We start from the raw sequence: 14748 nt of genomic DNA on the forward strand, positions 1-14748 counted from the left end.
AATATTTTATACGAGGTTGTGACAAATTGTCAGAGCAAATTTAACGCAACTTTTAGCGAACAATTCCATCTCTTAAGAAACCAATCCATTTAACATTATGAAAACCAAATTGATTTTGCTGTGTTTTTTATCGCTGTTAATTGCCTCATGTCATAGTGATGATGAATATGAGGTGATGAATGTAGCCGTTCCTCAATATATGACCATGGAGACTTTGCGATCTTCTGTCGACATTACAGTTCCGCAGCCAGTTTTAGAATCTGGTAAAATTTATGTTCAGGAAGATCTGGTTCTCATTAATGATGTGAAGGAAGGTATTCATGTAATTGATAATAGTGATCCTGAAAATCCTGAAAAAATCGCTTTTGTGAAAATTCCGGGGAATATGGATATGGAAATGAAGGGGGATTTTCTATATGCGGATAGTTATGTTGATTTGGTAGTTTTTGACTTGAGTGATCTTGATAAGATACAAGAGATTTCCCGGCTAAAAGATGTGTTTTCGTATTATCCGGTTTTTCCAAATGATGAAACCATTGATGTTGTAGATTATTCGAAGTTTCCGGATACAGAAGCGGTGATTGTAGGATGGGAGGTGAAGAAAGAACGCAGGGAGATAGATGGTTACGATACGGGGATATTTACGATGGATGCTTTTTCTTCTGAGAATTCCGCAGCCGTGGCTGGTCAAGGTGGCTCTTTGGCCAGGTTTAAAATTGTTGAAGATTATATGTATTCGGTAGATAGTCATTCTATTCACGTGTTTGATATAAAAGATCTTGAAGCCCCTAAGAAATTAAATCAGGTTCACGCAGGTTTCGATATCGAAACAATTTTCAATCGGGGAGAACATTTATTTTTAGGTAGTAGGTCCGGAATGTTTGTTTTTGATTTGTCAGTTCCCTCAGCGCCAAATTACATTGCTGAATTTTTACACGGTACGGCTTGTGACCCGGTAGTGGTCGATGGTGATTATGCTTACATAACATTAAGAGGTGGTAATTCTTGCGGTGCATTTGAGAGTAGTCTGCAAATTGTGGATGTAACGGATATTGCGAATCCTTTTTTAGTGAAGACCTATAGTATGGATGGACCTTATGGGTTGGGAGTAAAAGATGATATGTTGTTCGTGTGTGATGGAGAATCTGGATTAAAGGTTTATGATAAAACGAATGTTGAAGATTTACAATTGATTAATCATTTGGAAGGAATGATGACTTATGATGTGATACCGATGCAGGAAATACTAATGATGATCGGGGAGCAGCGGCTGTATCAATATTCATATCAGGAAGATGGGGTGAAATTGATTAGTCAGTTCAGTCTGGATTAAGTTTTTTTCAGGAAAGCATTAAGTTATTATTAAGCCTGTAATTAAGCAGGCTTTTTTTGTGGAGAATAGGTACATTTCGCTGGAAATAAAAAAACTTATTTACTTTTGTAGGATTAAATAAGATTGTTCATGGCAAAGAATTTAGTGATAGTGGAGTCGCCTGCAAAGGCTAAGACGATTGAGAAGTTTCTAGGGAAAGACTTTAAGGTAACCTCTAGTTTTGGGCATATTGCTGATTTGCCTTCGCGCGAGTTGGGAGTTGATGTGGAAAAAGATTTTAAACCAAAATATGTTGTTGATAAAGAGAAGAAGGCTTTGGTTAAGAAGCTTAAAGATTTGGTTAAAGGATCCGAAGTGGTATGGCTAGCGAGTGATGAAGACCGGGAGGGAGAAGCGATAGCCTGGCACTTGGCTGAAACTTTGAAGCTGGATAAGGATAAAACCAAGAGAATTGTTTTTAACTCCATCACTAAAAATGCGATTTTAAAGGCCATCGAGAATCCGAGATCGATAGATTATAACTTGGTCAATGCGCAACAGGCAAGACGTGTTTTAGATCGTTTAGTAGGATATGAGATTTCGCCGATTCTTTGGAAAAAAATAAAAACAGGATTATCAGCAGGAAGAGTGCAGTCTGTGGCAGTTCGATTAATCGTTGAGAGAGAAAGAGAGATCCAGGGGTTCGCTCCGGAACCATCGTACAGGATAGCGGCTGAGTTTGTAACTAAAGAAGGAAAGGTTTTTAAGGCGAAGCTGAATAATACTTTTGAAACCAAGGAGTCTGCGGCTGCTTTCTTGCAAAAAAATATAGGGGCAAACTTTAGTGTAGCAGACCTTGATACCAAACCGGCTAAAAAGTCGCCGGCAGCACCTTTTACAACATCGACATTACAGCAGGAGGCTTCCCGAAAGTTATATTTTTCAGTTAGTAAAACGATGCGCATGGCGCAACGGTTGTATGAGGCCGGACTCATTACTTATATGAGAACCGATAGTACAAATCTTTCTTCAGAGGCTGTTAATGCTGCTAAGGAAGAAATCTTGCGTTCTTATGGTGAGCGCTATAGCAAACCAAGAAATTACGCGACGAAGGCGAAGGGAGCGCAAGAAGCTCACGAGGCTGTTCGTCCAACCAATATGGCTGTCCATAGTTTGAGAGATGTGGAGAGAGATATGGCTCGTTTATATGAGCTGATCTGGAAGCGTACTGTAGCTTCCCAGATGAGTGAGGCGCAATTAGAGCGTACAAATGTTAAAATTGCAGCAGATAAGCATAATGAACTTTTTGCTGCAAGCGGAGAGGTGTTGAAGTTTGACGGATTCCTGAAGGTGTATCTCGAAGGAACAGATGATGAGGACGAAGAGCAGGCTGGAATGTTACCGGCTTTAAAAGTCGGTGAACAAGTTGAAAAGAAGTATATGTCTGCTACGGAAAGATACAGTCGTCCTCCGTATAGGTATACAGAAGCGTCTTTGGTGAAGAAACTGGAAGAGTTAGGGATAGGAAGACCATCAACCTATGCGCCTACAATTTCAACCATTCAAACCAGGGGGTATGTGGAAAGAGGAACTGTAGAAGGTGTTGAAAGAAAATACATGCAGTTAACACTGTTGGCTGATAGTGTCAAGGAAGAGACTCTGACTGAAAAAGTAGGTTCCGACAAGGGTAAGTTAGTCCCTACGGATATCGGAATGATTGTAAATGACTTTCTCGTGAATCATTTTTCAAGTATACTCGATTATAATTTTACAGCCAGGGTTGAGGAAAATTTTGATAATATCGCATCCGGTGAAGAAGACTGGACGAAAATGATGAAAGATTTTTATGAAGATTTTCATCCAAATGTAAAAGATGTTGAGGAGCATGCTGAACGAGAAACAGGAGAGCGTGTCCTGGGAGTTGATCCGGAGAGTGGTCGTCAGGTTAGTGTGCGGTTGGGTAGGTTCGGACCGATGGCTCAAATTGGTACTTCAGAGGAAGAAGAAAAACCGAGATTCGCCAGTTTGTTGCCCGATCAGTCAATTGAAACTTTAACTTTAGAAGAGGCGTTGTCTCTTTTCGAACTTCCAAGAATCCTTGGGAGTTATGAAGATCAGGAGGTGGCAGTTAATGTTGGTCGATTCGGACCGTATGTACGCTTCGGTAAATCATTTGTTTCACTTGCCAAGGATGATGAGGTGTTTGATGTAACTTTAGATAGGGCAATTGAGCTTATTAAAGAAAAACAAAAAGCAGATGCGCCAATAGCCACATATCAGGATAAAGAAGTGACCAAAGGAAAAGGTCGCTTTGGTCCTTATATAAAATGGGATGGCAAATTTATTAATGTCAATAAGAAATACGATTTCGATAATTTATCAGATGAGGATATCGTGACATTAATAGAGGATAAAATACGTAAAGATGCTGAAAAGCTCATTAATTATTGGGAAGAGGAAGATATAAAGTTAGAGAAGGGAAGATGGGGTACCTCTACCATAACAAAAGGGAAGAAAAAGATAAACTTGCCTAAAACTGTTGATGCAACCAAGCTGACGCTTGAAGAGGTGAAAGAGATTATAGAGAAGGAGACGAAGACCACTAAGAAAAAGACCACTAAGAAAAAAACAACCAAATCTAAAAAGTAAGTGGATTTAGAATTTTTATCACCAGTTGAGCAGGTTGTGCTGGCACATAATGAACTTTTACCGGTGCAATCTTTAGGTAGAAACATAAGGATTCACACAGAAGCCAGTGGGGTGCCTGACCTGGACGGAGTACAAGTAGCAATTGTTGCTGTGAACGAAATTCGTAATGCTTCAATCAAATCTCGCGAAGGATTAAAGGTCTCGGATTTCAGGAGATCTGTTTACAAGCTTTTCCTGGGGAATTGGAATGCTGCTATTGCTGATTTAGGGAATATAGAGCCGGGAGAAACTGTAGATGATACGTATTTCGCTTTGGCAAAACTCACGGAAGAATTAGCTAAAAAACGAATAAATCTCATAGTGCTAGGCGGTAGTCAGGATTTAACGTATGCTACCTACCGGGGGTTTGATAAGCTGGAACAGATGGTGAACCTGGTTTCGGTAGATAGTCGTTTTGATTTTGGTTCGGCAGATGAGTTGATATCCTCACAATCATATTTAAGTAAAATAGTAGTAGATCAGCCAAATAATTTGTTTAACTTTTCTAACGTAGGTTATCAAACTTATTATAATGCCCAGGAAGAAATCGATCTGATGGGGAAGCTGTTTTTTGAAGCTTACAGGTTGGGGGAGATTGTTCATGATATAACATTGGTGGAGCCCGTTATGAGGGATGCAGATGTGGTTAGTCTTGATATGACGTCGGTCCGTTCGGCAGATTTAGGCTCCGATGCCAGATTGCATCCAAATGGATTTGATGGCAGAGAGATTTGTGCCATTGCACGTTATGCGGGAATAAGTGATAAAGTTTCAGTGTTCGGAATATATGAATGTGTTAATAATAGCCAGTTTGAGCAATTAGTGGCTCAAATAATATGGTATTATATAGAAGGGTATAATTGTAGGAAAAATGATTATCCGTTTAGTGCTATAAATGATAATTATGAACGGTATATCGTACCATTAGAAGATGCTGATGTTAACTTTTACAAGAGTATTTCATCAGGAAGATGGTGGGTTGAAGTGTCAGAAAATGAATTTTTAGATAATAAATTCAAAAGACATACGTTAATACCTTGCACCCATCATGATTATTTGGAAGCCTGTAACAATAAATTACCAGAACGCTGGTGGAAGGCTTATAAGAAAATGATGGTGTGATTTAGAATAAGTTGGGTAGATAAACCTGTTCGGAATTTTAAAGAAACAATTAAGCTGTTTAACAGAAATTTCACATAAGTATTGTTTTTTTGAAATTATTTAGATAGGTTTACCTTCTCAATCTTAAAATTGTAATTTAACCTCAATTATGTATATGAAAAAGCTATTTTTATTAGCACTCGTTACATTGTTTATGTATAGCTGTGGCTCTGGAGACCGTGGCCAGTTAGTGGGTGTTAAAGGAAAAAAATGGTACCCTGAGAAGCCGAAAGGTATGGCCCTGATACCAGGAGGATCCTTCATTATGGGAAAATCTGAAGAAGACATCGCAGATGCTTCAGATGCACCAGCCAAGACCGTAACCGTCCGAGCTTTCTACATGGACGAAACAGAAATTACCAATGCCGAGTACCGTCAGTTCGTAGAATGGGTTAAAGACTCAATTGTACGTACCAATCTAGCTATTATGGCAGATATGATGGGAGAAACTCCAGGAAATGGAGGTATTGGAGAGTATGCCTTTATGGATGCTGATACGTCTAACCTTTCTGTATATCAGAAATACATGCTTGAGAATTACACAGGCATGGGTGAGACAGGCTATGAAGGAAGAATGCTTAACAGACGCGTAGATTTGGAATGGAATATCAATGATTATCCAGATGAATTCTATGCAGAGGTTATGGATTCTATGTATATTCCAAGTGAAGAATCTTACAACGGAATTAGAACTATAAATGTTCAGAAGCTTAAGTTTCAATACGATTGGATTGATATTCAGGCAGCTGCCCGTGATAAAAAAGGTAGTAGAAAGGATCATATCAAACACGAGGAGATCATGATTTATCCTGATACCACCGTTTGGATCAAAGACTTTAGTTATTCATACAATGAGCCAATGCACAATGACTACTTCTGGCATGATGCTTACGGAGATTATCCGGTAGTTGGAGTATCGTGGAAACAAGCAAAAGCATTTTGTGCATGGAGATCAAAATATTTAAACGATTACAATAGAAGCAAAGGAAAACAACCGGCAAACCAATTCCGTCTTCCAACAGAAGAGGAGTGGGAATATGCCGCCCGAGGAGGAATCGAATCGGGTAAGTATCCATGGGGAGGACCATATATACTTAATGATAGAGGTTGTTTTATGGCGAACTTTAAACCACTTCGCGGTGATTATGCTGCGGATGAAGCGTTGTACACTGTAGAGGCAAAGTCATATGAGCCTAACGATTATGGTTTGTACAATATGGCGGGGAATGTGTCGGAGTGGACAAACTCTTCTTATGATCCAAATGCTTACGAATATGTGTCAACAATGAACCCAAATACCCTGGACGACGATAACCAGCGTAAAGTTATCCGAGGTGGGTCTTGGAAGGATGTTGCATATTTCCTACAAGTAAGTACCAGAGATTATGAGTATCAAGATACTGCTAGGAGTTACATTGGTTTCAGAACCGTGCAAGATTACATGGGGACCGATGTTACACAAAGCAAATAATCTACTTCTGGCTTAGCCCACAATTATTGAATTAACCATAAAGCTTAACTACAACTAAAATTTAATTACTATGGCACAATCAAAATCAACCAAGCAACTATTTAACATGGCCTATGGCCTTGGAGCATCAATTGTAATATTGGGTGCGTTGTTTAAAATCGCTCACTGGGAAATTGGTCCACTGAACGGTACAGTTCTATTAGCTATCGGTCTTATCACTGAGGCTATTATCTTTGCTATTTCGGCTTTCGAACCCGTAGATGCAGACCTTGACTGGTCTTTGGTTTATCCGGAATTAGCAGGAGGAGAAAGTAAATCTAGAAAAAATGAAGCGCAAGAAGCAAAAGAAGCTGAAGGGTTATTGTCTAGAAAACTAGATGATATGCTTAAAGAGGCTAAATTAGATGCTTCATTAATGAATAGCTTAGGAGAAAGCATTCGTAGCTTCGAAGGAGCTGCTAAAGGGATCGCTCCTACAGCAGAGGCTATTGGTTCTACTAAAAAATATGCGGAAGAGCTTTCATTGGCTGCTGCGCAAATGGAATCATTAAATAGTTTATATAAAGTACAATTAGAAAGTGCAAACAGACAGGCTTCAATAAACGAAGAAGTAGCTGAAAATGCCGGTAAACTTAAAGAGGAGATGGTTTCATTAACCAGCAACTTATCTTCTTTAAATGGTGTATACGGTAATATGCTTACTGCTATGAATGGTAGAGGTTAATTAGTTGATAATTATTCATTTTAAAAATTTAATTAACACTAATTAAGAGATCATGGCAGGAAAATTATCACCAAGGCAACGAATGATTAACCTCATGTACTTGATTTTCATCGCGATGTTAGCGTTGAATATGAGTAAAGAGGTGTTATCAGCATTTGGTTTGTTAAACGAAAAGTTGACTAATTTTAATAATAAAGCAGCTGAACGTAACGCAAATGCATTTGCAAGTTTAGAACTTAAAGCATCTGAAGAGCCTTTAAAGTATGAGGCACTTTTTAAAGATGTTCAAACAATAAAAGAATCATCTGGCGAATTTTACGGTTACCTCGATAACCTTAAATCTGAAATGTTAGCCGGATTAGCTCAGGAAGATCAACAGGATTATGAAGTAATGGATAAATCCAACTTCTTAGATCAGAAGTTCTTTCAGGGAGAGCGTTATTCTGTAGAAGGTCAGGAGTTTGTTGATAAGATCAATAATTTCAGAACCAGTAGTTCAGAGGTTATTAATAAGATACCTGATTCTTTGATGAAACCTGCTCAGAAAAAGGCTTTGGTCGATGCAATCGAAGCTCGTTTTAGCACAGGAGATGACAAAGGACAAGTAGAAAATAGAGATGGTAGGCCGGTAGATTGGTTAAACTATCACTATGAAGGTTTCCCTTTGGTAGCCTCAATGACTAAAATTACCCTTTTACAATCAGATATCAGAACAACTCAGGATGAGATTCTTAAAGCAATGTTGCAAGGTCAGTTAACTCAGGAGGTTTCAATGACAAACTATACAACCTTGTTAGAAGCTCCAAAGTCTGCTTATTTTGCAGGTGAGAACTTCGATGGTCAAATTGTATTAGGAAGAAAGGATGCCACAACGAAGCCAAATAGAGTAGAGCTTACTTTAGATGGGAAAGAGTTAGGTGAAGACGATTATGTTATTGAAGATGGTCGTGTTCGATTAACTGTTAATACTGGTAATGTTGGTGATCATACGATAGAAGGTAACTTGATTTTTGCTCAGGATGGAGAAGAAATAGAAGTTCCTGTTAAGCAAACATTCACAGTGATTCCTAAGCCGAACTCTGCAGTAATTTCTGCCGATAAAATGAATGTGGTTTATCGTGGGGTTTCTAACCCGATGACCATTTCAATACCTGGAGTTGGTAATGTAAGTGCTAATGCTCCTGGTTTAAAAAAGGTAGGCGGTGCAGGTAGATATGTTATGAACCCTGGAACGGGTAGAGAAGTAACCATTTCAGTTTCTGGTAAATTACCGGGTGGAGTAGGTGTTTCTGATAGAAAGACATTTAGAATTAAGGATATTCCAAGACCTTCAGGAACCGTAAGAGGTGAATTTGGCGAAATTAAAATGCCTAGATCTAACCTCGAAATTTCTACTGTAGGTGCTATTTTAGAAGACTTTGACTTTGACCTTAACCTGGCTATTAGCGGATTTAAATTTAAAGTTCCTGGTCAGCCAACTGTGCAGGTTAGAGGTAACAAGCTTGACGGACGTGCTAAGGCAGCACTTCAAAGAGCTAGAAGAGGTGAAGTAGTTCAAATCTTCGATATCGAGGCTTATATTACGAATAACAGAAGTTATAAGCTTAAGAAGGTTTCGCCTGTAGTGGTGGAGCTTACGAACTAATAAACGATCTTAACATAAAATTTAACTGCTTTTTTTTCGTTATAACTTTAAAAGCAGTTAAATTTTAATAAGAACAAAATATTACAAGTTATTATGAATTGGAAAAGTATAATATGTGTAATCTCGGGAGTACTTTTTAGTACTGCGACATTTGCTCAGGCAAACTTACTTAATGCCAAGATCCCAGAACAAGTTGGGGTTAAAACAATGGAGCAAATTGAAGCTGATAATGACGCACCACTACCTTATGGGTATGTAGATGATAGAGATATTTTATGGTCTAAAACTACATGGGAGCGTATCGATTTAGATGAAAGGATTAATTTCCCATTATATTATCCGGTTGATACCGTAGGCATCGGAAGTGATAGAAGATCACTGTACGATGTGCTGGTAAAGAATATTAAAAATGGGAATCTTCAGGATATTTACGTGGATTCATACTTCACAGAGCGAAGAAATTTTGAAGATTTAGAAGCTACCTTGGTTAAAGTAGATACTACAGATCTTGGTTATGAACAACTAAATGCAGGAGAGCAGGTTTCTCCTGAGTATGTAAACAGAAGGAGAATTACCTCAGCTGATATTCAGGAATACTGGATTAAAGGAGTGTGGTATTTTGATAAGCGTCAAGGTGAACTTAAGTATAGACTTATAGGACTTGCACCTGTTGCTCCGGATGTCAACTTTATCGATAGTGAACACCAGGATTTGGTGCCTCTTTTTTGGGTTTGGTTTCCAAGTGCCAGAGAGATTCTACACGAAGCGAAGGCATTTAATGGTGCTAACACTGCACGACCTATCTCTTTCGATCAATTGTTAAATGCACGGCGTTTTAATGCCTATATTTATAAGGAAGAGAATGTTTATGGAGACAGGAAGATCGAAGATTATATACAAGACAATGCATTATTCCAGTTATTGGAAGCTCAGCGTATCAAAGAACGTTTACGTGATAAAGAGCAAGATATGTGGAGTTACTAAATAAGTCGATTTCCAATTCAATATACAATACATCGCCTGACCAACCGCTCAGGCGATTTGTTTTTTAATTACCTTGTCTAGATTCAAATAACGGCTACCTTTGCGTTATGGTGGATTATATAATAGTAGGTTTGGGTTTGGCAGGGACTTCCTTTGCTGAACAATTGTTAGCAGATAACAAATCTTTTGTGGTTTTTGATGACGATTCTCAACAATCGTCCGTAGTTGCCGGAGGATTGTATAATCCTGTTATTTTGAAGCGCTTTACAAAAGTCTGGAGGGCTCATGAACAGTTAAAAAAAGCGAAACCTTTTTATGCTCGTTTAGAAAGTAAGTTAGACATGCGTTTCGATTATAAGGTACCTGTGTATAGACGTTTTGCTTCCGTTGAAGAGCAAAACCTATGGTTTGATGCATCTGATAAACCGCTATTAGAAGATTTCTTGTCAACTAAAATTATTCAGAAGGATCACAGTTGTATAGAGGCAACTTATGGTTATGGAGAAGTACTAGGTACTGGAAGAATTGATACTGAATCTTTGGTTAAGGCCTATACCAAATACCTGAATTCAAGAGGGCTGTTGATCCGGGAAAAGTTTAACTATGAACTTCTGGAGTTGAGTGAAAACTATATTGAGTATAAAGACTTAAAAGCAAAGCACATTGTGTTTTGTGATGGATTTGGACTTAAAAAAAATCCATTTTTTAATTACCTGCCTTTAAACGGAACCAAAGGTGAGTTGTTGACGATTCATGCACCAGCACTTAAAATCAATTTTGTCCTGAAGTCATCTGTATTTCTCATTCCGATTGGTGAAGATCTTTATCGTGTAGGAGCTACATATGAGTGGCACGATAAAACGAACGAGGTCACTGAAAAAGCCAGGCAGGAATTGTTGAGCAAGATGGAGACCTTTATAAAATGTAACTATAAAGTGGTTGATCAAAAAGCGGGGATCAGGCCTACAGTTACGGATAGAAGACCTCTGGTAGGGCAACATCCTGAATATAAAAATCTATACATCTTAAATGGTATGGGCTCTAGAGGAGTAATGATAGCCCCAGATGCTTCGGAGCAATTATATCAATTCATAACACATCAATCGGAGCTTGATGAAGAAATGAATATCAGGAGGTTCGATAAAAAGTACAAAAGTCTAAACCAATAGTTGGGTGCTATTTGTTGGAAGGATTTTTCAAAGATTTAGGGTCGTATTTAATAAAGAAATTAATCCAGATATTTCTGGAAAATCGCATGATTATAGGCATAAATACAATTAAAGATCCTACAATCGCAATAAAAGATGTCTTTAAACTGGAGCCAATAATCAAATAACTTAAAACAAATGCTGCCACGGCTACTGCTACCCCTACGCCATAGCTTACATACATTGCCCCGTAAAAGAATGAAGGTTCGATTTTATATTTGGTACCACAGTGAGAGCAGTGATCATGCATTTTAAATATGCTGGATAAATTATACATATTATTATCTAAATACATACTCTCTTCATGACATTTAGGACAACTTCCTGTTAAAATACTGTAGAGTTTCGTTCCTTTTTTTAACATTTGCACAGGTTTTGTACAAAAGTACATATACTGCAAAATATTATTAGTAACAATTGTAACAAATAGATGTTAAACGTACATAATTTATCAGTTTCATTCGGGGGTGAAGTTTTGTTTGATGAAGTTTCTTTTAGATTAAGTCCGGGAGATAGGGCTGGACTCATTGGTAAAAATGGGGCAGGAAAATCAACCATGCTTAAATTACTGTCTAAAGAAACAGAAGCTGATACTGGTGTTATTGCAACAGATAAGGAAGTTAAAATTGGTTTTTTAAAGCAAGATATTGATTTTGTTAAAGGTCGTACCGTACTGGAGGAAGCTTATCAGGCGTTTGAAGAAATTAAAGGTCTGGAGTTGAAAATGGATGAAATTAATCATCAACTCGCAACACGAACGGATTATGATAGTGAAGGGTATAATCAATTAATGATAGACCTCAATGATATTACACATAGATATGAGGTTCTCGGAGGTTATAATTACCAGGGAAATACCGAAAAGGTTCTTCAGGGCCTTGGTTTTAAACGCGATGATTTTGATAAACTGACAGATTCGTTCTCAGGAGGTTGGAGAATGCGTATTGAGCTGGCTAAGTTGTTACTCCAGGACAATGATGTGTTGCTTCTGGATGAGCCGACCAACCACCTCGATATCGAATCGATTATTTGGTTGGAGCAATTCCTTAACGCCTATAGTGGAGCAGTAGTTATTGTTTCACACGATAAAATGTTCCTCGATAATGTAACCAATAGGACCATTGAAATTTCATTGGGTAAGATTTATGATTATCCCAAGCCATATTCTAAATACCTGAAATTAAGAGCCGAAATGCGTGAGCAACAAATGAATGCTCAAAAAAATCAGGAGAAACAGATTCAGCAAACTGAAAAACTGATCGAAAAATTCAGGGCGAAGGCCAGTAAGGCTTCCATGGCCCAGTCCTTAATTAAAAAGCTGGATAAGATTGACCGAATCGAGGTAGATGAAGAAGATAATGCTGTAATGAATGTGCGTTTTCCTGTATCAATTCAGCCTGGTAAAGTTGTACTTGAAGCTGACAAAGCCGCAAAGAGCTATGGGGATAAGGAAGTGTTGAAAAATATTAACCTGTTAGTGGAAAGAGGGAGTAAGACAGCCTTTGTTGGTCAAAACGGACAAGGAAAGACAACCCTGGCTAAAATGATTGTTGGGGAGATCCCTTATGCTGGTACGCTTAAATTAGGTCATAATGTGCAATTAGGTTATTTTGCCCAGAATCAAGCGGATTACCTGGACGGAGAAAAGACGGTGTTAGATACCATGCTCGATGCAGCAACAGATAACAACCGTGCTAAGGTAAGAGACATGTTGGGCTCTTTTTTATTCCGTGGAGATGATGTTGATAAAAAGGTAAAAGTACTCTCCGGAGGTGAAAGGAACAGATTAGCTCTTTGTAAAATGCTTTTACATCCATTTAACGTGCTTGTAATGGACGAACCGACAAACCACCTTGATATTAAGTCTAAAAATGTCTTAAAAGGAGCACTTCAAAACTTTGAAGGGACATTAATTCTGGTTTCTCACGATCGTGATTTTCTTCAAGGTCTAACGAACAAGGTTTATGAATTTAGAAATAAGAACATCAAAGAATATCTGGGAGATATTAATTTCTACCTTGAACAACGTAAGGTTGAAGACTTTCGTGAAATAGAAAAACGAGATAAAATAAAAGAGGAGAAAAAAGAGTCTTCCGGAGCGATCTCTTATGAAGATCAGAAGAAACTCAAGTCGTTGAAGAACAAGCTGAGTAAGGTAGAATCCCAGATCTCAGAATTAGAAAAAGCTTTAGAAAAGGCCGATTTAAAATTAGCTGAGAACTATGACGAACTATCTGAGGATACGGTGTTCTTTGAAAATTATTCAAAAAAGAAAGCCGATTTAGAGCGTTTAATGCAAGACTGGGAAAATATCTCGGAAGAATTGGAAGACAATGCATAAAAGATCTTTTTAAGATATATTTAACTATTTGCGCACTTTCAAATAGATAGATTTGTAGCATACCTTAAAGCTACTTATGAGAAACTTAATTTTGTCTGTGTTAGGCGTAGGAGTTATCGTTGGTTCGATATTCTTTGCCAAATATTTAATCGATAGTAAGAATAAGCCAAAGCCTGTAATACAAAAGAGAGCAAAGACCGTCTTTGTAGAAAAGGTTCAAAACGGTGCCGTGCCTATTGTTGTTAATAGTAATGGTAGTTTAACTGCAAAACGCCGGGTTGAATTGTATGCTGAAGTCCAGGGGATTTTTAAAGGCAGTAGCAAACCTTTTAAAGAAGGTCAGAACTTTAAAGCCGGACAAACACTACTGCGAATAGATGCCTCAGAGTTTGCTGCAGGAGTGCAATCACAAAAAAGTAATTTGTATAATCTTATCGCCGCAGCCATCCCGGATTTAAGATTGGACTTCCCTGATTTTTATCCTAAATGGCAGAATTACCTGGATAATTACGATCTTAATAAACCTACTCCGGAGTTACCGAAGTTCACTTCCGATAAAGAACGTTATTTTATTACCGGTCGAAATATTTTAACGACCTATTATTCAGTTAAAAATGCCGAGCAGCGACTGGCTAAATATTATATAACTGCGCCCTTTTCAGGAGTCTTAACAGAAGCCTTGGTCACCGAAGGGACACTCATTAGAAATGGACAAAAGCTAGGAGAGTTTATAGATCCTTCTGTATATGAATTGGAAGTAACTGTTAATAAGTCGTTTGCAGGACTTTTAAAAGTAGGAGAGCGGGTAGAGCTTACAAATCTTGATAAAACCCAAAGTTGGGGAGGAAAGATCGTTAGGGTGAATGGAAGAGTTAATCCTCAGAGTCAAACCATAAGCGCATTTGCTGAAGTTACATCCGACGATTTAAAGGAGGGGATGTACCTGGAAGCATTAATTGATGCAAAAGAAGAAAAAAATGCTATTGAAATTGATAGAAAGTTACTTCTTGAAAACCAGGAAGTTTTTGTTGTCAAGGATAGCATGTTAGACGTACTGCCAGTAAAACCAGTATATTATTCTGATAAAAAAGTGGTCGTAAAGGATATCCCTGATGGAACCCAAATATTAACACGACCTGTGCCTGGAGCCTATCCTGGTATGTTGGTGAAGATATATAACGACTCGTCAGCAACAAATAAGGCAGAATAGGGAT

General features: G+C 38.1%; 11 protein-coding genes. 10 read left to right on the forward strand and 1 reads right to left on the reverse strand.

Features of this window, described 5'->3' with window-relative positions; translation table 11 throughout:
- Nucleotides 1-97: 97 nt before the first annotated feature.
- From P278_RS16005 to P278_RS16040, 8 genes are all read left to right on the forward strand, one after another.
- Nucleotides 98-1333 (forward strand): LVIVD repeat-containing protein, encoded by a 1236-nt coding sequence (locus tag P278_RS16005; RefSeq protein ID WP_038268971.1) that lies wholly within the window; start codon nt 98-100, stop codon nt 1331-1333.
- 129 nt (nt 1334-1462) lie between these two features.
- The gene (topA, locus tag P278_RS16010; RefSeq protein WP_038268974.1) at nt 1463-3961 is read left to right on the forward strand and encodes a type I DNA topoisomerase; all 2499 of its coding nucleotides are present in this window, start codon (nt 1463-1465) and stop codon (nt 3959-3961) included.
- Complete coding sequence (locus P278_RS16015) at nt 3962-5122, forward strand: formimidoylglutamase (protein WP_038268976.1); 1161 nt, start codon at nt 3962-3964, stop codon at nt 5120-5122.
- A gap of 154 nt (nt 5123-5276) precedes the next feature.
- A complete protein-coding gene (gene porK / locus P278_RS16020) occupies nt 5277-6632 on the forward strand; it encodes a T9SS ring complex lipoprotein PorK/GldK (protein WP_038268978.1) in 1356 nt (451 codons plus the stop codon).
- 70 nt (nt 6633-6702) lie between these two features.
- Nucleotides 6703-7356, forward strand: a complete 654-nt coding sequence (gene porL, locus P278_RS16025) for a type IX secretion system motor protein PorL/GldL (protein WP_038268980.1) — start codon at nt 6703-6705, stop codon at nt 7354-7356.
- A 49-nt stretch (nt 7357-7405) separates the two neighbouring features.
- On the forward strand, nt 7406-9001 hold the full coding sequence (porM, locus tag P278_RS16030; RefSeq protein WP_152973953.1) for a type IX secretion system motor protein PorM/GldM: 1596 nt from the start codon (nt 7406-7408) through the stop codon (nt 8999-9001).
- A gap of 93 nt (nt 9002-9094) precedes the next feature.
- On the forward strand, nt 9095-9985 hold the full coding sequence (porN, locus tag P278_RS16035; protein ID WP_038268985.1) for a type IX secretion system ring subunit PorN/GldN: 891 nt from the start codon (nt 9095-9097) through the stop codon (nt 9983-9985).
- A gap of 107 nt (nt 9986-10092) precedes the next feature.
- Nucleotides 10093-11154, forward strand: coding sequence for an NAD(P)/FAD-dependent oxidoreductase (locus tag P278_RS16040; RefSeq protein WP_038268989.1), 1062 nt, complete (start codon nt 10093-10095; stop codon nt 11152-11154).
- Between the two features lie 7 nt (nt 11155-11161).
- Here the strand turns inward: P278_RS16040 and P278_RS16045 are convergent, their stop codons facing one another.
- Complete coding sequence (locus P278_RS16045; RefSeq protein ID WP_038268991.1) at nt 11162-11557, reverse strand: DUF983 domain-containing protein; 396 nt, start codon at nt 11555-11557, stop codon at nt 11162-11164.
- Nucleotides 11558-11623: 66 nt separating this feature from the next.
- On the opposite strand from P278_RS16045, the gene P278_RS16050 reads away from it, so the two are divergent.
- Together P278_RS16050 and P278_RS16055 are read left to right on the forward strand one after the other, a co-directional pair.
- A complete protein-coding gene (locus P278_RS16050) occupies nt 11624-13534 on the forward strand; it encodes an ABC-F family ATP-binding cassette domain-containing protein (RefSeq protein WP_038268994.1) in 1911 nt (636 codons plus the stop codon).
- A gap of 76 nt (nt 13535-13610) precedes the next feature.
- Entirely contained in the window at nt 13611-14744 is a 1134-nt protein-coding gene (locus tag P278_RS16055) for an efflux RND transporter periplasmic adaptor subunit (RefSeq protein WP_038268996.1), read from the forward strand.
- Nucleotides 14745-14748: the final 4 nt, after the last annotated feature.

The sequence above is a fragment of the Zhouia amylolytica AD3 genome (assembly GCF_000511935.2).
Classification (GTDB): domain Bacteria; phylum Bacteroidota; class Bacteroidia; order Flavobacteriales; family Flavobacteriaceae; genus Zhouia; species Zhouia amylolytica.